Source organism: Micrococcales bacterium (genome assembly GCA_009784895.1).
Taxonomy (GTDB): domain Bacteria; phylum Actinomycetota; class Actinomycetes; order Actinomycetales; family WQXJ01; genus WQXJ01.
On record WQXJ01000002.1, the window covers coordinates 19224 to 40426 of the forward strand.

The following is a 21203-nucleotide window of genomic DNA, read 5'->3' on the forward strand; positions in this document are numbered from 1 at the left end:
AGCCAAACCGCGGAGCCGCCGGGCGCTGCCGCACTTGGTCGAACCCGATCCGGCCTTGGGCCACGCTGTCAGGATCGCTGTCTCCGGGCACCTGGCTAGGCCAACAACCGAGCCGCCAGGCGCTCTGGCACTTGGTCGAACCCGATTCGCTCTTGAGCCATAGTGTCGCGGTCCCTGATAGTGACTGCTTGGTCCTCCAGGGAGTCAAAGTCGACGGTGATACAAAGCGGGGTACCAATCTCGTCTTGGCGCCTATACCGCCGGCCAATCGCACCGGCATCGTCGAACTCAACGTTCCAGTGCCGGCGCAACCCGGCCGCCAGGTCGCGGGCCTTGGGCGACAAATCGGCGTGGCGAGACAGCGGCAACACGGCGGCCTTGACCGGGGCCAGGCGCGGGTCAAGCCGCAGCAAGGTGCGCGTATCGGTGCCGCCCTTGGTATTAGGCGCCTCGTCCTGGGTGTAGGCCTCGACCAAAAACGCCATCACCGAACGCGACAGCCCGGCCGAAGGCTCAATCACAAACGGGACGTAGCGCTCGCCTGTGGCCTGCACAAACACTGACAAGTCTTGGCCCGAATGCTGGGCGTGGGTGGTCAGGTCGAAGTCAGTCCGGTTAGCGATACCCTCCAACTCGCCCCATTGAGAGCCGGCAAAACCAAAGCGGTACTCAATGTCGACAGTGCGCTTGGAGTAATGCGACAGCTTTTCCTGCGGGTGCTCGTAGTGGCGCAGGTTGTCGCGCTTGATGCCCAGGTCGACGTACCAGTCGGTGCAGGCGTCGATCCAGTGCTGGTGCCATTCCTCGTCCGTGCCCGGCTCAACGAAGAACTCAATTTCCATCTGCTCAAACTCCCGCGTGCGGAAGATGAAGTTGCCTGGCGTGATCTCGTTGCGGAAGGCCTTGCCCACTTGGCCGATGCCGAAAGGCGGCTTCTTGCGCGAAGTCTGCAAGACGTTGGCGAAATTGACGAAAATGCCTTGGGCTGTCTCAGGCCTGAGATAGTGCAATCCGGTGTCATCTTCGACCGGCCCCAAATGGGTGCGCAGCAGTCCGGAAAACTGTTTTGGTTCGGTCCACTTGCCCCGGCTACCGCAATTGGGGCAGGGCACACCGGCCAGGCCGCCCTCCGGTGGGCGGCCCTTGCGCTCTTCGAATTCCTCTTCAAGTGTGTCTGCCCTGAATCGCTTGTGGCATTCGGTGCATTCGACCAGCGGGTCGGTAAAGACATCGACGTGACCAGAGGCCTGCCAGACCTGGCGCGGCAGAATGATCGAGGAATCAAGGCCAACAACGTCTTCTCGGGCTGTGACCATCGACTGCCACCACTGGCGCTTGATGTTCTCTTTCAGCTCCGCCCCCAGCGGGCCATAGTCCCAGGCGGATCTCGTGCCGCCGTAGATTTCGCCGCAGGGAAAGACAAAGCCCCGGCGCTTGGCTAGGGAGATGACTGAGTCAAGGGTTGATGGCTGGGCCACTTTCTGCTCGCCTTCGCTAGGTTTCGGGTGGCTGGCTGCCATCCAACCGGCGAGCTTACATCGAACGAAGGTCGAGTCGAAAGCAAACTCGCTTGCATTGGCGAGGCCAAGGAGTTGTTGACGAGGGCGCGGCCCCAGGGGCAGCCCAATGCTGGCCTCGACCAGTCCATCCACCGAGAGTTCAGGGTTTCGCATGATCCCGGATACTCGCGAGTTCAGGGCTTGGCATCAATCCCGTCCTGCCGTAACTCGGACTCACGCAAGTCGGGGCCTGCTGTCAAACCCTGAACTCGAGTCACATCGGCGTGCTGCTAGGCCCTGGACTTCAGTCACTTGGGCGTGCTGTCAAACCCTGAACTCGCGCTTCGGCGGCCGGCGCGTACCCTGACTGGCTGTGCGCTGTACCGCTTGCAGGATCTACGCCAGGCGGACCGTACGTCGCTTTTGACGTCGGCCGGCTTGACAACCGGGCTGCCCGTTGTTGAGAATGGTTCTCATGGGCTTATTGCGAATGGTTCGCATTTGCGGGGCGGCGCTCGCCACCTCCCTGACGCTCGTACTAACCGGATGCGGCGCGCCGGCCGGTTTTGACACGACAGCCGATGACGGCCCGGTCGTTCTGGCCAGCTTCTACCCCCTGGCCTGGGTGGCGCAACAGGTCGCCGGGCCCGAGGTCAAAGTCGAGCAATTGACCCCGCCGGGAGCCGAACCGCACGACGCCGAATTGTCCCCAGCCCAAGTCGCGCGGATTGGTCAAGCCGATTTGCTAGTCACCCTGACCGGCTTCCAAGCCGCCGTTGACCAAGCGGTCAAAGCCAATCCGCCCAAGACCCTGATCGATGCCGCCCAAGCAGTGGGCCTCGAAGGCCAAGACCCGCATTTTTGGACCGACCCGAGCCGCTTGGCCCAGTTGGCCGAGCCCATTGCCCAGCAACTAGCTGAGATTGACCCGGACCGCGCCACCGCTTACCGCACCCGAGCCGCCACACTGGTGGAGCAACTGGACCAGCTCGACCAAGACATCGCCATCGGGCTATCCCCATACGCCGGCCAAACCCTGGTTACATCCCACGAAGCCTTCTCCTACCTGGCCAAACGCTACGACCTCAAACAAGTCTCCGTTAGCGGGATTGACCCAGACCAAGAGCCCAGCCCAGCTCGCCTAGCCGAAGTCCGCCAACAGGTCGAACCCCTTGGCATCAAGACCGTCTACTTCGAGTCAGCCGCGTCGCCCAAAACCGCACAAGCCCTGGCCAGCGAGTTGGATGTGGACACCGCCGTGCTCGACCCGCTCGAGGTCGAACCGGCCAGTGGCTCCTACATTGTGGCCATGCGGGACAACCTTGCGGCCCTGAAGAAGGGTCTGAACAAGTGAACCAATCAGTCATTGCCACAACCGGCCTCACGGTGCAAATCGACCGCTCCCCCGTTTTGACCGACATCAGCTTCGAGCTTGTTTCCGGCGAGGCGGTGGCCCTGCTTGGTTCAAACGGTTCTGGTAAGTCGACCCTGGTCAAGGCCATTTTGGGCCTGATCCCACCGGCCAAGGGCCAGGTCTCGTTGTGGGGACAAGCTCCGGGACCGAAGGTCCCCTGGGAGCACGTGGCCTATGTGCCGCAGGCCTCGCAAGCCGGTTCCGGTGTGCCTACCAGCGCCGCCGAGGTGGTCCGGGCCGGGCTAATCACCGGCCGCAGGCCCTTCCCGCCCCGCCGGGCCAAAGACAGGGCGATCAACGCGCTGGCCCAAGTTGGCCTGGATGACCAAGCCAACCGGCCGGTCAGCGAGCTTTCGGGTGGCCAGCGTCAACGGGTTCTGATCGCCCGGGCGCTGGCCCGCCAAGCCAAGCTGCTAGTGATGGATGAACCATTGGCCGGGCTGGACCACGACAGTCAGCACCAGCTGGTCGATCTGCTAGCCACCACCGAAGATTTGACCCTGCTGGTGGTGCTGCATGAGCTCGACGCCTTCGTTCACCTGCTGACCAGGGCGGTGACCTTGGACCAAGGTCGCATCGCGTCAGACCAATCACTGACACCGCTGCCTGAATCAACTGCCAGCTGCCCGCCCCAGCCGCCAGACGACGGCCACCTTCACCCTGAACGCCTGACCAAGCCACGAACAGTGCCCAGGCTGGAGCTTGGCCAATGAGCCAGTTCTGGGGGTACCTGACCCAAATGATGTCCCAGCCGCTAATGATCAGGGCGTTGATAGTGGCCGTTTTGGTTGGGGCCAGCGCTCCGGTGGTTGGCACCTACTTGGTGCAGCGACGCCTGGCCCTTCTAGGAGACGGTATTGGCCACGTCGCCCTAACCGGTGTGGCCCTGGGCTGGCTGATTGGCGCCGGCCTCGACCTCACTCCTGGTGCGCTGGCGGTGCCCGGCGCTGTCGTGGCGGCAGTAGTCGGGTCGGTCGCCATCGAATTGGTGCGCCGGACTGGCAGGACATCGGGTGACCTGGCGTTGGCGCTAATGTTCTACGGCGGCATTGCCGGTGGTGCCGTTTTGATCAAGCTGGCCGGCGGCACCTCGGCCAACCTGGTGGCCTATCTGTTTGGATCCTTGGCCACCGTCTCCCCCAGCGACGTAGTTGTGACGGCCGCGCTTTCTGGGCTGGTGCTGGTGGTTGGGCTGGGCCTGCGCTGGGTCCTGCTGGCGGTCTCAACTGACCGCCCCACGGCTCAGGCCAGCGGCGTGCCAACCTCGCTGTACAACATTGCCCTGGCGGTTCTGGCCGCCTTGACGGTCACCACCGCCATGCGGGTGGTGGGCCTGCTGCTGGTCAGCGCCCTGATGATTGTGCCAGTCGCGGTAGCCCAGCTTGGCACGGCCTCCTTCGCCCGGACCATGACAGCGGCGGCCGCAGTGGGGGTCACCGTGGCTGTTGGCGGTTTGGTTCTCAGTTACTGGTATGACCTGCCGCCCGGCGCCACCATCGTGGTCCTGGCGATTGCGCTATTTGCCCTGGCAGCCGCGCTGCGCCCGCTGACCAGGCGAAAGGCGGCCAACCCATGACCACCCGCCGGCGCACCTGGCAGCGCCAAGCCATACTCGACGCCCTCGCCGCCAGTGAGAGCTTTGTCAGCGCCCAAGGCCTGCACGCCCAGTTGGCGGCCCAGGGCCGGACCATTTCGCTGGCCACGATCTACCGTAACCTCCAAGACTTAGTCGCCACCGGCCAGCTCGACCAGGTCAACACCGATTCCGGTGAAGCCGCCTACCGCGCCTGTGACCGTCAAGAACACCACCATCACGTGGTTTGCCGTTCTTGCGGTACGGCGGTGGAGGTTTTGGCCGATGACGTAGAAGCTTGGGCCGAGCGCGTCGCCGTTCAGGCCGGATACCGCCAAGTCGAACACACCGTCGAGATCACCGGGCTGTGCCCCACCTGCCCATGACCCGCCCCTTCACACCAGTCCAGGCTTTCGCAGCACCACTCTTTACCGCCAGTTCAGGCTTTCGCAGCACCAGTCTTTACCGCCAGTTCAGGCTTTCGCAGCACTCAACAAACTGCTGGGCTTCGACTGCGCGCTAGGCCATCATGCCAAACCCCAACTCGCGGATCTGGGCCAGTGACCAGCCCCTTCACGCGAGTCCAGGCTTTTGCAGCAGCCTCAGGCTTTGCCGTAGCGCCGGCTCCGGCCGGCGTAGGTCTCGATTGCCTGCCAAAGGTCGCGCCGGTCGACCGCCGGCCACAAGACATCGCTGAAAACCAATTCGGCATAAGCCGCCTGCCAAAGCAAGAAGTTGGACAAGCGCTGTTCGCCACTGGTGCGCCAAAACAAATCGACATCCGGCAACTCCGGCTGATTCAAGTGTCTGGCAAAAGAAGCCTCGGTGATGCGCTGAGGTGAGCTACCGGCATCGGCCACCTGGGTCGCCAAGGCCTGGGCAGCCTCCACCAACTCGGCCCGCCCGCCGTAGTTGACGCATAAGGTCAAGGTCAGGCCCTTGTTGCGCCTGGTCAACTCCTCAGCCGCGGTCAGTTCGCGGATGACCGAGCGCCACAGCCGCCGCTCTGAGCCCGCCCAGAGCACTCTTACCCCCCACGAATGGAACAGGTCACGGCGCCGGCGCAGCACCTGGCGCGAATACCCCATGAGAAAGCGGACCTCGTCCGGCGAGCGCCGCCAGTTTTCGGTCGAAAAGGCGTAGACCGACAGGCACCTGACGCCGGCCTCGATCGCCCCGGCCACCACCTCGACCAGGGCTTCTTCGCCAGCGCGGTGGCCCTCGGTGCGTGGCAAACCCCGCTCGGCGGCCCAACGGCCATTGCCGTCCATGACCACCGCCACATGCCGCGGCACCAACTCCGGCGGCAGCTGCGGGGCGGCCGCTCCAGAAGCGTGGGCTGGAGGTGAGACGGGCATGGTTCACCGTAGCGCACGGCCGATGCCGCCTCTCGCCTCGGGAGGTCAAGCTAGGTGCTGCCAAGGCTCGGACTCGCTGTGTTAGGCCTGGCCAGCCCCCCCTGTTCGCGAGTCCGAGGTTTCGCAGCATGGCGCCATGCCAAAGCCTGAACTCGCTGAATTGGTTGTCATGACAAGGCTCGGACTCGCTGTGTTAGGCCTGGTCAGGGGCGTTCGACTAGGCGCAGAGCCTTGATGGCGCGTTCGATATGCCACTGCACAAAGGCCGCCACCATGCCGGGGGCTTGAGCCAGCGCGGTAGAGCTGGCCGTCTCGACCAGGGGCCAGTCACCGCTCAGCAGCGCCCCAAGCAGTTCGACTGTCTCGGCGACCGGCGCCGTGGAGCCAGCTGGGCGACAGTTGTCGCAAACCATGCCGCCGGCCGAAGGAGAAAAGAACTTGTGCGGACCTGGCGCCGAACAGGTCGCGCATTGGTCAAAGGATGGGGCGTAGCCAGCCAAGGCCAGAGACCTGAGCAGGAAGGAATCAAGCACCAGGGCGGACCGGTACTGACCGCGAGCGAGGGCCCCAAAAGCCCCGGTAGTGAGCCAGAACAGCGGCGTGGCCGGGTCGCGCTCAATGGGCGTTAGCTTTTCGGCCGTTTCGGCGATGGCAGAGGCCGCCGTGAAGGCAGGATAGTCGCGGCAGATCGGCCCGGCGTAGGCCGTCACGGTCTGAGCTTGTGTAACGGTGTCGAGGTTTCGGCCGCGGTGGAGTTGTAGATCAACGTACATGAACGGCTCCAGGCGACCACCGAAGCGAGAACCGGTCCGCCTGACCCCCTTGGCGACCGCCCGGACCTTGCCGTGATGCCTGGTCAACAGCGAAATGATGCGGTCGGCTTCACCGAGATTGTGGGTTCGCAACACCACGGCCGTGTCTCGGTAAGTCACCACCCGACCATTGTGGCAGCGACGTTCCAGGAACCTGGTGCCAAACCCTGGACTCGCGTGTTGCACAGGTGGTGTCAAACCCTGGACTCGCGTGTTGCACGGGTGGTGTCAAACCCTGGACTCGCGTGTTGCACGGGTGGTGTCAAACCCTGGACTCGCGCGAAAACGTGTCTGGTGGTGGCCGGCCAGGAAGACTGGCTCTACCTACGGTGGCGTAGGTGAAATTGGTAGACTGGGGGCCGGTAGTCATGCCCGTCAGCCGCAGTCGACGGGGATTGTCCACCTGCGCCCTGGCCAAGCTTCGAACACTGACGGCAGATCTGGAGTACCGCGACACTCATGGACACTATTTCCATTCCCCCAACCCAGGATCCAGACCCGGCTTGGAGCGTTTCGACCATGCTGTTGCACCGACTAGAGCGCGACCCGGACGGCACCTTGGTAGAACGAATTCAGCCGGATGGCAGCTGGTCGCCCGTCTCCACCAAGCAGTTCAACGACGAGGTCATCGCCGTGGCTAGGGGCATGGTTGCGCTTGGTATTGGCGTTGGCGACCGGGTTGGCATAATGGCCCGCACCTCGTATGAATGGACGCTGATCGATTACGCTATTTGGGCCGCCGGCGCGGTCTCGGTGCCAATCTACGAGACCAGCTCGGTCAACCAGGTCCAATGGATCATGGCTGACTCAGGCCTGACAGCGGTCTTTGTCGAGGCTGAAGCCATGGCCCTCAAGGTCGAGGCGGCCAGGGCCAAGGTCACTGAGGTCGAGCAGGTCTGGAACCTCGAACGCGACGCCTTGGTCGCCCTGAAAGAGGTTGGCCGCTCGGTCCCCATCAGCGAAATTGAGCAAAGGCGCGACCAAACTCGATCTGAGGATCTGGCCACAATCATCTACACCTCGGGCACCACCGGCCGGCCCAAAGGCACCGAGCTCGACCATTGCCAATTCGTTCGCCTGGCCGTCAACACGATGGAGGACGAGACCGACATTTCCCTCAGCCCAGTAGTGGCGGACGAAGGCTGTAGGACCTTGCTGTTCCTGCCTCTAGCCCACGTTTTCGCCAGGTTCATCCAGGTGTTGGCCGTTAGCTCCCACACCGTCCTGGGCCACTGCCCCGATATCTCCAACCTGGTGCCAGCCCTGGGCTCGTTTAGACCGACCTTCTTGCTGGCGGTGCCCAGAGTGCTGGAGAAGGTCTACAACTCGGCTGAACAAAAGGCCGGCAAAGGTATCAAGCTCAAGATCTTCCGTTGGGCGGCCAAAGTGGCCATTGTCTACTCCCGGGCGCTTGACACCAAACGCGGACCCGGCATCAAGCTTCGCCTGCAGCACCGCCTGGCCGACCGCCTGGTTTATGGCAGCTTGAGGGCCGCCATCGGCGGTAACACCAAATACGCCGTCTCCGGAGGCGCGCCCTTGGGTAACCGCCTAGGCCACTTCTACCGCGGCATTGGCCTGATTGTGCTGGAAGGCTACGGACTGACCGAAACCACCGCACCGATCACCTGCAACCGGATAAACAAGCAGAAGATCGGCTCGGTTGGACTGCCTTTCCCGGGCTGCGCCTGCCAAATTGGGCCAGGCGGGGAAGTCTGGGTCAAGGGCATCAACGTCTTTTACCGCTACCACAACAACCCTGCCGCCGGCGCAGAAGCACTGCAAGACGGCTGGTTCCACACTGGTGACGTCGGTTACATCGACGACGACGGCTACCTCTTCATCACCGGCAGGAAAAAAGAACTGATTGTCACCGCCGGTGGCAAAAACGTCCAGCCGGCCCTGCTAGAAGATCGCCTGCGCGGCCACCCACTGGTCAGCCAAGTTGTGGTGGTGGGAGATGACCGGCCGTTTGTCGGGGCGTTGATCACTCTTGATGAGGAAATGCTGCCCGGCTGGCTGGCCAACCACTCGCTTTCCGCCATGAGCCCAGACGAGGCCAGGAGCCACCCGGCGGTTTTGGCTTCGCTTGAACGGGCCGTTCGCCGCACCAACGAAGTAGTTTCCCGGGCCGAGTCAATCAAAAAGTTCGTGCTGCTGGATGACGATTTCACCGTGCTAAACGGCTACCTGACACCTTCGCTAAAAGTGAAACGAGCCCTAGTCATCAAGGATTTTGCCCATAGTATTGACGAGCTTTACACTGGTGCCGGACCAGCCCATCAGGTTCCAGAGGGCTAACCCATCGGTGTAGGATAGGCAAAACTACCCAAAACTAGTCGGTCCGGCCAAGTGGCCACGACCTAACCTTGAAGCTCGACAGACCAACGGAAGGCCACACATGTCCCACAAGCGCAACAGCGCCGCGATTGCCCTTGCCCTATGCGCCACATTGGCCGCAGGCGCCCTGACGGCTTGCTCCAACGATGTGGGCCCGCCAACCGAAAACACTGGCATGATCACGCCATTCACCATCGAAGACGATTTCTTCGACGAGGTGGTTGAGACCCAGGGCAAACCAGGCAAGGGTTGGTTGTCCGCGCCTTGGGGTGTGGGGGCCAAAATCGACGCCAAGTCGACCAAGATTCCCATCATCTACGTGGCCGGAGACACCGCATGCACCGGACCGGCCGGCTTCACCCTGAAAGAGTCAAAGGATGAGGTCACCATTGGCGTCTACACCATTGAGGTCGAGCGCGAGGGCAAGGACGCCGAAAAGCCCTGCCCAACCAACCCTGCCGGGGTCTTCAAATACGGCTCGGTCAAACTGAGCGAACCGCTAGGGGACCGCAAGTTGATGCACGCCGGGCTTGAAAAGCGCTATCAGGAGTTCAAGTGGCAGGTTCTCAAGACCGAAGAGCCCACCGACAATGAGGGCGAAGACGCCAAAGACACCGAAGACGCCAGCCCCAGCCCCAGCCCGGAGGAAGATCAGTGATCACTGCGGTCGTCATGATTTCGACCGAGGCCGCGCTTATCCCTGAGGCGGCCAAAGCCATCGCGGAAATTGACGGCATTGCCGAGGTCTATTCGGTCACCGGTGAGGTCGACCTGATTGCGGTTGCCAAAGTGCGTCGCCACGAGGATCTGGCCACTGTTATTGCCGACCGTGTTTCAAAGGTGAACGGTGTGGTTCACACCCAGACCTATATCGCCTTCCAGACTTACTCCAGTCAGGCCTTGGACCAGGCCTTTTCGTTGGGCCTAGACGACTAGGGCGGCTTGGCCAGTGCCCGCCGGACGGGTACAACCTGCCGCCCGGGTTCAGCCAGTCCAGGCTTTGGCATGGCCGATGCCGCCTGCCGGCGCCGGCGAGTTGACCTCGCTAGCATGGGCAGCATGTTCAAGCCCGCGGTGGCCCTGGCGCCACTAACCCTGGCGGTCGGATTGGTGGTGGCGCCGCCTGGCCCTGGCTCGGCTAATACCCTGACAGAACCAGCGGCTCAGGCCCCGCCCGCGGCAGTGGCAGCTGCCAACCCAAGCCCGGCCTGCGGCATCGGACAGATTATTGTCAGCCCGGATATGACCGGTGACGGGCTGGGCGACATCATCGCCAAGCGGTCCAACGGTGACCTGTACCTCTACCCCGCCTCCTCCGGAGGCAAGCTGAGCCGAGCGGTCTGGCTTGGCCACGGTTGGGGCCCTTTCACCATTCACTCGCCCGGGGATTGGAATGGTGACGGCCTGAATGACCTGCTGGCCGTCGACGATGCCGGCTTACTGTGGCTTTATCCGTCAAAAGCCTGGGGCCAACTTGGTGCGCGCAAGCAGATTGGCCACGGTTGGGGCTCCCTGCGGGTTATTGCCGCTGGCGACGTCACCGGCGATGGCAAACCTGATTTGCTGGCTATCAACGCGGCGGGTGAGCTGCTGGTTTACGCCGGCAACGGCACAGGCGGTTTCAAGACTTCAGCCAGGCGGATTGGGGCAGGCTGGGGCCAGCTTGAGGCTTATGGCGCCGGCGACCTGACCCGCGACGGCAAGCCTGACCTGTTGGCACTCGACTCGGCCGGCAACCTGATGCTGTATGCCGGGCGGGGCAATGGCGCGCTCGCCTCACCGGTCCAAATTGGGCATGGCTGGAATCCCTACTATCTGGCAGCGGGCGCGGACCTGACCGGTGATGGCGTGGCTGACCTGGTGGGCCGCGATAACGCCAGCGGCTTGCTTTGGCTTTATCCGGGCAAAGGCAACGGTCGGCTGGCGGCGAGCAAACAGATTGGTACCGGCTGGAACGGATCAGACAGCTGTCCGGCAAAGGCTATGGCCTGCCAGGTCAGTGGCCACCAGACCGTGGTCTACCTCGATCCGGGCCACGGCGCCAATGTCACGCCGCGAGCGGCCACTTCTGGCGGCTCCAAAGGTGTGATTTCCGGGGAATCGGCCAACGGCGTTGAGGACATAGAGGTCTTCGCCGTGGCGTCTCAGGCCAAGGCGCTGCTGGAAAAGGCCGGCTACAAAGTGGTGCTGTCCCGCACCACCAATCCAGACCGGGCCAAATTGGCCCTTTGGCAGAAGGGCAACGCCGCCGAGGTCGCCAACTTGGGCCGCCCGGCCGATATCGCCATTTCCATCCACACCGATTCCTACGCCTCGGTTGGTGCCGGCCAGATTTACTACGACAAGGTGGGCGGATACCGGCAAAACAACGGCTCGTCGTTCCGTCAAACCTTCACCAACAAGACCACCGCCGCCACTTCGTTGCGCTACGCCAAGGTCTTTCAGAGCGTGCGCGGCGCCTACCAGAAGGCCACCGTCACCATGACCGCCGGTCACAACTTTCCGGCATCGCGCGGACTTGGTTCATTCGGTGATATTCCGATTGTGATGCTCTCGGCCCAGTCAGTGCCATGGGTCTATAACGAGTTTGGACGCACTAGTGCCAAGGGCCTGTCCACAGCCCAGATCAACCTCTACGTTAACTCGCTGGTCAATGCGACCAAACAGGCGATTGGGCCGGCCGCAGGCAGCGGCAAGGTGACTATCACCTGCCCCTAATCGTGCTCCTGGCGGCGGGTCTGGCCGATGCGCGGACAGGTTGCGGCACCATTGCGGCACCTTTGGCGCCCTCTCAGCCGGACCGTCGCCCGCGAGGTTGGGGTTTGGCATCATGCCGTGCTGCCAAACCCTGGACTCGGTGGAACAGCGAAGCTGGCTAGCTCTGACACCCGCTCTGCAGCGAGGTTGGGGTTTGGCATGATGCCGTGCTGCCAAACCCTGGACTCGGTGATGTGAGGGGTGGTGGTGCCAAACCCTGGACTCGGTGGAACAGCGAAGCTGGCTAGCTCTGACACCCGCACTGCAGCGAGGTTGGGGTTTGGCATCATGCCGTGCTGCCAAACCCTGGACTCGGTGATGTGAGGGGTGGTGGTGCCAAACCCTGGCCTCGCGGCTTAGGCGGCGGATTGGGAGTGGTGGACCCAGCTGCCCAGCAGCTTCGCGGCAGCGCCGGAGTCGATGGCGGCGCGAGCCTGGTCCAGGCCTGCCGCCAGGCGGTCGACCAGGCCGGCGGTCGTCCTGGTGGCCCCTCCACCTGGGCCAACGACTCCCCCAGTGTCACCTCCGCCAGTGGCACCCACCGGGCTGCCTCCAGCTGGGTCGGCGCCGACATCGGGCAAAGCCTGAGACTCCTGATCCCCAGCCGCTTCCAACGCCACCAAAGCCGCAGCCGCGTTGAGCTCAACCGTCTGGCGCACGGCGCCTCCCCCGCCCGCCAGCACATTCCTAGCCATGGCGGCATTAACCGAAGGCGAGCCGCCGCGCAGGTCCGCCACCGTGATCCGGTCCAGGCCAAGGTCAGCCGCCGGATCAAGCCGGTGTTCAGTCAGCTCGCCACCAGCCGCCCACCAAATGGTGGCCCGGCCGGTAGCGGCTAACTCGTCCAGGCCATCGTCGCCCCGAAAGACCAAGGCGCTGATACCCCGTTTGGCCAGCACACCAGCCATCAAAGGGGCCATCGTCGCCTTGGCGCAACCAATGGCCGCGGCCCGCGGTTGGGCCGGATTCGTCATCGGGCCCAAGAAATTGAAGACCGTTGCCACGCCCAAAGCCGAGCGGGTGGTGGCAGCGTGACGCATCGACGGGTGGAACATTTGCGCGAAGAGGAAGGCGATTCCAACCTGGGAGTAAACCGCGCTAACGGCACCAGGCGACATCGTCAGCCTGACCCCTAACGCCTCGAGCAAATCCGCGCTCCCAGAACTGGAACTGGCCGCCCGGTTGCCGTGTTTGACCACCCGGGCGCCGGTCCCGGCCGCCACCAGCGCCGCCATGGTCGAAATGTTGTGGGTGCCGGCCCTATCCCCACCGGTGCCGACAATGTCAACCGCCGGGCCAGGCAACTCGATCCGGTGGGCGTGGTCCAGCATCGAACGGCTGAGGCCGTCTAGCTCATCGACCGTTTCGCCTTTGGCCCGCAAGGCCACCAAGAAACCGCCCAAAGCAACCGGATTGGCCTCGCCAGCCATGACCTCGTCCATTGCCCAGGCCGCCTGGGCAGCACTCAAATCCTGGCCCTCGATCAGTTGAGTGATCAGCCCGGGCCAGCTTGGTTGGGCTGGCACCGAGGTCAGTCGTCGTCGAGCTGCAGAATATCGGTCACCCGGGCACGCAGCTCAAAGGGATCAAGCGGCCGGGCGACAGCTGCATCGGCCCCGGACCAGGCGGCCAACCAGGCGTCTTGCTGACGTGCCAGCACCAGCATGATGGTGGGTCGCCAACCCAGTTCCTGGCGCAACTGCCGGGTCAGGCCGACGCCGCCAAGTTTGCCGGTCTCGTTGTCTCCAATGATCAGGTCGAATTGCTTGTCTTCGCACTCCATCACCGCCACGGCCGGCGTGGCCACCTCGGTCCACTCGACGGCCAGACCGCGGGCGCCGATCTTCTCCCCCACGCCACGGCGTATTTCTTGGCGGGCCAAGGCGTTGTCACCGTACAGCATGATCGAGACGGTGCCGGCCGTTGAGGCACCGGAGGTCGGGGTGGCTGTGGCTTGGTCCAGATCAGCGGTAGACGTCATGGTTCAAGGCTACATCGCCAGGCCAGCCAACGCCCAAAAACGACATAAGATTGTGACGGCAAATGGCCCACCAATCGAGAGACAGGACTCCAATGAGCGTCTACACCCTGCCTGACCTCCCATACGACTATTCAGCCCTCGAACCGCATATCTCCGCCCGCATCATGGAGTTGCATCACGACAAGCACCACGCCACCTACGTGGCCGGGGCCAATACCGCGCTCGAACAGCTGGCCGAGGCCCGCGACAAGTCCAACTTTGCCGCCCTGAACAAACTGGAAAAGGACCTGGCCTTCAATGTGGCCGGCCACGTCAACCACGGCGTTTTCTGGCAGAACCTGACGCCGGATTCTTCGGCCACGCCAACTGGCGCTATCGCCGCCGCCCTAGACGCCGGCTTTGGTTCCTTCGACGCCTTTAAGGCCCAATTCTCCGCCGCCGCCCTGGGCATTCAGGGTTCTGGCTGGGCCATGTTGGGCTATGACCCGCTGGGCGGCCAGCTCATCATCAACCAGGTCTTCGACCACCAGGCCAACTTGGCGCCGGGCACGGTGCCGCTGCTGCTGCTCGACATGTGGGAGCACGCCTTCTACCTCGATTACGTCAATGTCAAACCGGAGTGGGTGGCGGCTTTCTGGAACATTGTCAATTGGGCCGATGTCGAAGCTCGCCTGGGGGCGGCCACCGCCTAGTCCCGCAGTTCTCCCCTCTCCAATCGCGAGTTCAGGGTTTGGCAGCACCCCCGCGACCGAGTTCAGGGTTTGGCATGGCGCCCAAGCTCGGACTCGCGTCAAGGTGGCTGGGATGATGCCAAAGCTCGGACTCGCGTGAAGCGGTGAGTGGGGCCGGCGGGCATCAGCCACCTAACGCGGTCTCACCCAGCCGGCGCAGCAGTAGTACCTCGGCCAAAATTGCCTTTTCAAGCAGGTCCAGGCTGACCGATTCGTCAGAGGAATGAGGCCGCGAAGCCGGATCCAGCACGCCCGTTAGCAAAACCTCGATTGGCGCCATGGCTTGGCTCAGCAGGCTGGCCAGTGGGATCGAACCGCCCACACCCAGGTGAACCGGCGGCGTGCCGAAGGCCTCGGCTAACGCCCACTCGGCCGCCTGGGCGCCCGGTCCGGATAGATCAGCCAAGAAACCGTCACCGGTGGCCGCAACCTCGATTTCCAGTTCGGCCCCAAAACGCGGCTGGGCTTCTAAGTGGCGTGTCAGCGCGGCCGCCGCCGTGTCGACCGGTTTTCCGGGCGGCACGCGCAACGAAATCACCGCCGTGGCTTGGGGCAGGATCACGTTAGACACTTCTGCCCGGCGAGGCGCGTCGAAACCGACCAGGTCAATGGCCGCCTGGTGCCAGGTTTGGTCGGCGATTGAGCCTGACCCAACCAGCGGCACCGAATCGAGCAAACCGGTAACTTCCCGGTACTGGTCCTCAGGGAGGTCGAGCTGGCTTTGGCCGGTTTGCTCCAGGCCGGCCACGGCGACATCGCCCCGCTCGTCGTGCAGGCTCGCCACCAGCCGAGCCAAAATGACGCCGGCGTCCATGACAGGCCCGCCATAGCCGGAGTGGGAGGGAAAGCTGGCCACCCGCACTGTGACGTGAACCTCAACCACGCCTCGCAACGACGTTGTCAAGGCGGGGACCTGGTAAGACCAGTTGTCCGAGTCCGCCACCACCGCGACATCGGCCGCCAGCACCTTGGCGTTTTCCGCCATCAGCCGGGCCAAAGTCGGTGAAGCCGATTCTTCCTCGCCTTCTATCAGCAACGCCACCCCCACGGCCGTGTCCTGGCCCAAGACCCGCAAAGCCGCCAGGTGGGCGACCACGCCGCCGCCGTCATCGGCGCTGCCCCTGCCAATTAGCCGGCCATCCTTGACGACGGGTTCGAAGGGGTCGGTTGACCAGTCGCCGGCCACGGGCTGAACGTCGTGGTGGGCGTAGAGCAGCACGGTTGGGGCGCCCGATGCCGCCGCCTTGCGTCCAATCACAGCCGGCGCGCCCGGGCGGCCGGTGGCGTCTTTGGCCCAAACCACCTCAACACCGGGTAGGCCTGTGGCTCTGGCCATGGCCGCGACCTGAGCGGCCGAGGCCGCCACCTGCTCGCCCGGCCCATCTGGCGAGGCGAAGGACTCGATGCGGACCAGGGTTTTGAGTTGGTGCACTACATCAGGCATTTGGGCGGCCACGGCCGCTCTGAGGGCTTCGACTTCGGCTTTGGTCATGGGTGCAACCGTACGCCCTGCCCTGTGGCTTGGCTTTGCCGGCACCAGCACCAAACAGCCCGCCGCCTCCCCCACCGCGCCAACCGCCAATTCCCCCAGTCCGAGCTTTGACACCAGCAGGTTTGACACCAACGCGCCGAGTCCGAGGCCTGGCACCACATCCGCGAGTCCGAGGCCTGGCATGATGACAAACCCTGAACGCGGTTGGGTGGCTGCGGCCCGGCCCATCGCCGGGCGCACTGACCAGGCCCAGTAGGCTATTGGCCGTGCGTGATTCGACCGACAAGTCAGCAAAGGGGTCCAAAGCCAAACCCGCGTCCGGCGTAAAAGGGGGCAAGCCGGAAAAGGCCACAGCCAAGGACAAACCGGGCAAAGCCGGCTCCAAGGCCAAAGCCAAACAGGCAGCCAAACCGCCCGCCGAAGAGGTCATCGACACCCGACCGCCGGGCCAACGCGCCAAAGGCCGGGCTACGCCATCGCGCAAAGAAGTCGAAAAAGCCAAGGCCCAACCCTTTGTGGGCAAAACCAAAGCCAAAACAAGTTCCATGACCAAGGAGCAGCGGCGCAAGGCCAGCCAGGAAGCCCGCGAACGCTACGCCCACGCCATGAGGACCGGCGAGGAGCGCTACTTGCCGGCCCGTGACAGGGGGCCCATCAAACGCTGGACCAGGAACTACATCGATTCCAGACGGTCCATGAGCGAATACCTGATTTTCATCACCCTGGGCATGCTGGTCTTCGTGATGGTGTTGCAGTCCTCATTCCCGGCCCTGGCCGGCCTGGGTTTGCTGGGCATGTACCTGATCATCTTCATCGTCATTGGCGAGGCCTACTTCAAGGCCCGCAGGCTCCGCCAGGCCTTGTACGCCAAGTTTGGCCAAGACAATGTGCCCAAGGGTTCGGTCCGTTACGGTGTGGTCCGCTCGTTCCAGTTCCGCCGCTCGCGCCAACCCAAACCCCAGGTCAAAGTGGGCGAGGACCCCGGCTAGCTAAGCCGCAACAAGGGGTGGTGCCAAACCCTGGACTCGCGGTTGTCGGGGTGGTGCGAAACCCTGGACTCGCGGTTGCGGTTGCAGGACGGGCTAGGTGGCTTGCCGCATCAGCTCGGCGGCGCCGCGCTGGACCCGGGCGGCCCAAGCCGGCCCTTCGTAGATGAAGGCCGTCAGTGCCTGGACCAAGTTGGCCCCGGCCTGCATGTAATCCACAATGTCTTGGGCTTCGAAGATCCCACCAACGCCAATGATGACCGGTTCCTCACCTAAGGCCTGGCGCAGCCGCCGCACCACCTCAACGCCGCGAGCTTTCAGCATCGGGCCAGAGAGACCACCCGGCCCAAGATCATGATCAACGGTTGTGTTGACCGCCACTACCCCGGCCAACCCCAGCTCCAAGGCTAGGGCCGCAACCTGGTCGAGCTCGGCATCGGACAAATCTGGGGCCACCTTGACCAGCAAAGGCACCTCGCCACTTTGGCCCCCCAAGGCCCGGCCTTCGGCAGCGCCAGCCTTGGCAGCACGCAAAATGGGGCCCAGCGACTGGCTGTCCTGCAGTTCACGCAGGCCAGGTGTGTTAGGCGAGGAGACATTGACCACCAGGTAGTCGGCCCAGGGCGCCAGCCACCGGGCCGTGGTGTGGTAATCCTGAGGGGCGTCGACGGCCAAAGTCGACTTGTTTTTGCCCAGGTTGACACCTACCAGCAATCGCCGCCCTGTCGATGAGCGGCGCAAACGCATCAGCCGACCGGCCACCTTCCGGGCCCCTTGGTTGTTGAAACCCATGGCATTGCGCAAGGCTCGCTGCTCCGGCAGGCGCCAGAGCCGCGGGCGCGGGTTGCCGCCCTGGGCCACCGGCGTCACCGTGCCGACCTCGACATAAGAGAATCCCAGCATCATCACTGCCCGGGCGGTGGTGGCGTCCTTGTCGAACCCGGCCGCCACTCCCAACGGCCCATCGATAGTCTTGCCAAAGATCGTCACCGCGCCTGAGCCCAGGCCACCGCGCGCCATGACGGCGTGGACGGCTGCGCGGACCGGGGGCACGGCCGCGGCCAAACGCATCGCCGCAGCCGCCCCGTGGTGCGCCTGTTCGGGGTCAGTGTGGACTAGGAAACGGTCAAACAAGGTGCGGTACACGACTTCGAGGCTACCGCCCTAAGATGCAGAGGTGATGTCATTACAGGCGGTTGGGGCCAAGCCCGCCAATCTTGTGGCCGATGCCGTCGCTCTGGTGTGCTCAGAAGGCTCGGCTCCTTCAGCGCTTGGGCCTGACGCCCTTGAAGTGCTGGGTTGGCTTGGTTTTTCCGGCCGGGCGGGCCAGGTCGTGGTTGTGCCGGCCCGGGCTTTCGCGGTCGAATTGGCCGCGCCGGTGGTGGCTGTGGCCGGCCTGGGCCCCGTCAGCCAGTCCGAGCCTGGGCATGAACAACTGCGCCGGGCGGCGGGCACGGCCGTGCGGTCGTTGGCCGGGCGTGCCACAGTTGGCCTGGCCTTTGGCTATGACAGCCCGGAACAGGCCGGCGCCATAGCCGAAGGCGCGGCCATGGGCGGCTACGCCTTCAGCCAGTACCGGGCGGCTGATCCAGCGCCGCCCAGCACGGTGATGGTGGCGGTGGCCGTGGAGGCCAAACAGGTGCCAAAGGCGGTCACTGCGGCGGTCGAGCGGGCTAGTGTCGTCGCCGCGGCCGTGGCCGGTGCCCGCGACCTGGTCAACACCCCGGCCAATGACCTGACGCCGGCCGTTTTTGCCGAAGCCGCCGTAGCGGCGGCCAAGCCAGCCGGGGTGAGAGCCAAGACTGTCGACCTGCCGGGGCTATTGGAGGGCGGCTATGGCGGCATTGTGGCCGTTGGCCAGGGTTCAATCCACCCGCCCTACCTGGTCAAACTTAGCTACGCGCCGCTGCGGGCCAAGACCCATGTGGCGCTGGTCGGTAAGGGCATTACCTTCGATTCGGGCGGATTGTCAATCAAACCGGCCAGGTCTATGGACACGATGAAATCCGACATGGCTGGGGCGGCCGCTGTGCTACAAACCATTTGTGCTGCCGCCCAGCTGAAGCTGCCGGTCAAGGTGACGGGCTACTTGGCATTGGCCGAGAACATGCCTTCCGGCGCTGCCCAGCACCCCTCCGATGTCGTCACCATGAAATCCGGAACCACCGTCGAGGTCACTAACACTGACGCCGAAGGCAGGCTAATCCTGGCCGACGCGATTACCGCAGCCCTGGATGACAAACCTGACTCGATTATCGACATCGCGACCTTGACCGGCGCCCAAGCTGTCGCCCTGGGCGACCGGGTCAGCGCGGTAATGGGCACACCGGCGGTGCGTCAGGCTGTGGTCGAAGCCGCTGCCTTGGCCGGCGAGGCCTTTTGGCCGTTGCCACTACCTGAGGAACTAGGCGAACTGTTGAAGTCCGATGTCGCCGATCTGCTCAACACCAATCTGACCAAACCCAACGGTGGCGCCCTGACCGCCGGGCTGTTTTTGCAGCATTTTGTTGGCCAGGCCCCATGGGCGCATTTGGATATCGCCTCTACCGCGTTCAACCAGGCCGAGGCCTACGACTATGTGCCGACAGGCGGCACCGGTGTTGGGGTCAGAACACTACTGGCCTACCTGGCCGGCCAAGCCGCCATCGGCCGAAGCAAGCCGCTACCCCCACCACCCTCCTGACCTCCCCCTTCACGCGAGTCCAGGCTTTCGCACCACCCTTGCCGCCGCCCTTCCTCACGCGAGTCCAGGGTTTCGCACCACGCTCTGCCACCTTCCTCTCCACGCGAGTCCAGGGTTTCGCACCACGGTCTGCCACCTTCCTCTCCACGCGAGTCCGGGCTTTCGCACCACGGTCTGTCACCTTCCTCTCCAAGCGAGTCCAGGGTTTGACACGATGCTGCCAAACCCCAAACTCGCCGAAGGTGAGCTGGTCGGGACTACCTCGAGCCTGTTAGGTATGTCATCGGATCGACCACATCACCGCCACGCTGGATTTCGAAATGCAGGTGGCAGCCGGTCGAGGCACCGGTGGTACCGACACGGCCCACCACGCCGCCGCGCGCCAGGTTGTCACCAACTTTGACATCAAGGCCCTGGAGGTGGTTGTAGGTCGACATCATGACCGTCCCACTGACCGAGCCGTGGCTAAGCACCACTCGGTTGCCGTAACCCTGAGTTGATTTGGACTGCACCACCGTTCCGGCCGCCGTAGCCAATACCGGCACGCCACAGGCAGCCCCGTAGTCAACCCCGGCGTGGAAACGCACATCGCCGTAGATCGGGTGGACACGCGGCCCAAAGGGGGACGTCATCGGCGCTCCGGGCAGCGGATTCAGGAAGAATCTGTCGCCCAGCACGTGACCGGGCAGGAGGCTCTGGTTGGCGTAAAACTGGGCCAGTTCGGCCTGCAAGGCCTGGGCTTCGGCCTCAAGCTCGCGTTGGCGAGCCAGGTCAGCAGTCTTTTCGGCTTCGAGCCTTTGGCTCAAGGCGGTCATTGATTCAACCAACTCTTCTAGCTTCGCTTTGGCCGCTTCGGCCTCCTTTTGGGCTGCGGCCGCCTTGTCTAGCGCCTCTTCGGCTTGTTCGGTCAGCCGGGCCGCCTCTGCGGCCACAGCCTCCAGCCGGGCCTGGGCGTAACGGCCCGCGCCGCTGACTGCCTGGCTCTGCTTGAGAGTGGCGCCGCGCGATGCGGCCACTGCCTCACGAGCCATGTGTTTGGCCAAGGCGGTTTCCAACGGTTGCCCGCCCACAGTCACGGCTAGTCCCGGATCGGTCATCCCGGCCCCGCTCATGGCATCCCGGGCCATGTAGCCAAGGGCCTTTTTCGTGGCGTCGATCGAAGCGTCAGCCGAATCGATCTTGGGCCGCAGCCGGTCAAGTTCCGATTCAGCCGATTTCAGCGCGTCGCTTAACTCGGCGTGTTCTCGCATCGCCTCAGCGTGCTGGGCCATTGCGTCATCCACCGCCTTTTGGGCAGCTTCCATCTGCGCCTCGGCGTTGGCCAGGTCAATGTAGACGGCCGCTAACGTGGGCGTGGCGTCCTCAAGCAGTTGGCCTAGATCCTGGCCAGGTCCTTGGTCGCCCTGGTTTGCGCTGGCGTAGGAGGCACCTAGGGGCACGACCAGGGCCGCGGCCGTTAGGGCCGCCGTCACCACTGCTTTTACCGTTCGTGTCTTAAAAGGCACGTTGTCCTTCCTTGCGGGTAGAAAATGGGCTTGTATCGAGGGAACGTGCCGTTGCCACCAGGCATTCCTGCC

The 21203-nt window shown here is 63.9% G+C and carries 19 protein-coding genes; 11 read left to right on the forward strand and 8 right to left on the reverse strand.

Annotated elements, in window-relative coordinates:
• Positions 1-95 precede the first annotated feature (95 nt).
• Positions 96-1478 carry a glycine--tRNA ligase gene (locus FWD29_00590; protein MCL2802443.1) on the reverse strand — a complete coding sequence of 461 codons (1383 nt, stop codon included), beginning with the start codon at positions 1476-1478 and terminating at the stop codon, positions 96-98.
• Positions 1479-1974: 496 nt separating this feature from the next.
• Between FWD29_00590 and FWD29_00595 the strand changes: the two genes are divergently transcribed.
• The 4 genes from FWD29_00595 to FWD29_00610 are packed head-to-tail and all read left to right on the forward strand — an operon-like array spanning position 1975 to position 4872.
• The gene (locus tag FWD29_00595; GenBank protein MCL2802444.1) at positions 1975-2853 is read left to right on the forward strand and encodes a metal ABC transporter substrate-binding protein; all 879 of its coding nucleotides are present in this window, start codon (positions 1975-1977) and stop codon (positions 2851-2853) included.
• The gene (locus FWD29_00600) at positions 2850-3626 is read left to right on the forward strand and encodes an ATP-binding cassette domain-containing protein (GenBank protein MCL2802445.1); all 777 of its coding nucleotides are present in this window, start codon (positions 2850-2852) and stop codon (positions 3624-3626) included. Before FWD29_00595 ends, FWD29_00600 begins: the two co-directional genes overlap by 4 nt.
• Positions 3623-4489 carry a metal ABC transporter permease gene (locus FWD29_00605; GenBank protein MCL2802446.1) on the forward strand — a complete coding sequence of 289 codons (867 nt, stop codon included), beginning with the start codon at positions 3623-3625 and terminating at the stop codon, positions 4487-4489. Before FWD29_00600 ends, FWD29_00605 begins: the two co-directional genes overlap by 4 nt.
• The gene (locus tag FWD29_00610) at positions 4486-4872 is read left to right on the forward strand and encodes a transcriptional repressor (protein ID MCL2802447.1); all 387 of its coding nucleotides are present in this window, start codon (positions 4486-4488) and stop codon (positions 4870-4872) included. Before FWD29_00605 ends, FWD29_00610 begins: the two co-directional genes overlap by 4 nt.
• Before the next feature lie 216 nt (positions 4873-5088).
• Here the strand turns inward: FWD29_00610 and FWD29_00615 are convergent, their stop codons facing one another.
• Together FWD29_00615 and recO are read right to left on the reverse strand one after the other, a co-directional pair.
• A complete protein-coding gene (locus tag FWD29_00615) occupies positions 5089-5844 on the reverse strand; it encodes an isoprenyl transferase (GenBank protein ID MCL2802448.1) in 756 nt (251 codons plus the stop codon).
• A 203-nt stretch (positions 5845-6047) separates the two neighbouring features.
• On the reverse strand, positions 6048-6779 hold the full coding sequence (recO, locus tag FWD29_00620; GenBank protein ID MCL2802449.1) for a DNA repair protein RecO: 732 nt from the start codon (positions 6777-6779) through the stop codon (positions 6048-6050).
• A gap of 336 nt (positions 6780-7115) precedes the next feature.
• Between recO and FWD29_00625 the strand changes: the two genes are divergently transcribed.
• The 4 genes from FWD29_00625 to FWD29_00640 all read left to right on the forward strand — a co-directional run bounded on the left by FWD29_00625 (position 7116) and on the right by FWD29_00640 (position 11714).
• Positions 7116-8957: an AMP-dependent synthetase/ligase gene (locus tag FWD29_00625; protein MCL2802450.1), complete on the forward strand. Its 1842-nt coding sequence runs from the start codon at positions 7116-7118 to the stop codon at positions 8955-8957.
• 100 nt (positions 8958-9057) lie between these two features.
• Entirely contained in the window at positions 9058-9654 is a 597-nt protein-coding gene (locus FWD29_00630) for a hypothetical protein (GenBank protein ID MCL2802451.1), read from the forward strand.
• The gene (locus tag FWD29_00635; GenBank protein MCL2802452.1) at positions 9651-9932 is read left to right on the forward strand and encodes an Lrp/AsnC ligand binding domain-containing protein; all 282 of its coding nucleotides are present in this window, start codon (positions 9651-9653) and stop codon (positions 9930-9932) included. The genes FWD29_00630 and FWD29_00635 overlap by 4 nt, the downstream gene beginning before the upstream one ends.
• Positions 9933-10055: 123 nt before the next feature.
• Complete coding sequence (locus tag FWD29_00640; protein ID MCL2802453.1) at positions 10056-11714, forward strand: FG-GAP-like repeat-containing protein; 1659 nt, start codon at positions 10056-10058, stop codon at positions 11712-11714.
• Positions 11715-12109: 395 nt separating this feature from the next.
• Here FWD29_00640 and trpD read toward each other — a convergent pair whose 3' ends face one another.
• Together trpD and FWD29_00650 are read right to left on the reverse strand one after the other, a co-directional pair.
• Positions 12110-13279 carry an anthranilate phosphoribosyltransferase gene (gene trpD, locus FWD29_00645; GenBank protein MCL2802454.1) on the reverse strand — a complete coding sequence of 390 codons (1170 nt, stop codon included), beginning with the start codon at positions 13277-13279 and terminating at the stop codon, positions 12110-12112.
• A 5-nt stretch (positions 13280-13284) separates the two neighbouring features.
• On the reverse strand, positions 13285-13734 hold the full coding sequence (locus FWD29_00650) for a hypothetical protein (GenBank protein ID MCL2802455.1): 450 nt from the start codon (positions 13732-13734) through the stop codon (positions 13285-13287).
• Between the two features lie 92 nt (positions 13735-13826).
• On the opposite strand from FWD29_00650, the gene FWD29_00655 reads away from it, so the two are divergent.
• Positions 13827-14426: a superoxide dismutase gene (locus FWD29_00655; protein ID MCL2802456.1), complete on the forward strand. Its 600-nt coding sequence runs from the start codon at positions 13827-13829 to the stop codon at positions 14424-14426.
• Between the two features lie 163 nt (positions 14427-14589).
• On the opposite strand, the gene FWD29_00660 is transcribed toward FWD29_00655, so the two are convergent.
• On the reverse strand, positions 14590-15957 hold the full coding sequence (locus tag FWD29_00660) for a M20/M25/M40 family metallo-hydrolase (GenBank protein ID MCL2802457.1): 1368 nt from the start codon (positions 15955-15957) through the stop codon (positions 14590-14592).
• 266 nt (positions 15958-16223) lie between these two features.
• Here FWD29_00660 and FWD29_00665 point away from each other — a divergent pair, with 266 nt between their 5' ends.
• Entirely contained in the window at positions 16224-16946 is a 723-nt protein-coding gene (locus FWD29_00665) for a DUF3043 domain-containing protein (protein MCL2802458.1), read from the forward strand.
• A 93-nt stretch (positions 16947-17039) separates the two neighbouring features.
• Here the strand turns inward: FWD29_00665 and FWD29_00670 are convergent, their stop codons facing one another.
• Entirely contained in the window at positions 17040-18089 is a 1050-nt protein-coding gene (locus tag FWD29_00670; GenBank protein MCL2802459.1) for a quinone-dependent dihydroorotate dehydrogenase, read from the reverse strand.
• Positions 18090-18123: 34 nt separating this feature from the next.
• Between FWD29_00670 and FWD29_00675 the strand changes: the two genes are divergently transcribed.
• Complete coding sequence (locus FWD29_00675; protein ID MCL2802460.1) at positions 18124-19626, forward strand: leucyl aminopeptidase; 1503 nt, start codon at positions 18124-18126, stop codon at positions 19624-19626.
• Between the two features lie 257 nt (positions 19627-19883).
• On the opposite strand, the gene FWD29_00680 is transcribed toward FWD29_00675, so the two are convergent.
• Positions 19884-21131, reverse strand: coding sequence for a peptidoglycan DD-metalloendopeptidase family protein (locus FWD29_00680; protein MCL2802461.1), 1248 nt, complete (start codon positions 21129-21131; stop codon positions 19884-19886).
• Between the last annotated feature and the right edge of the window lie 72 nt (positions 21132-21203).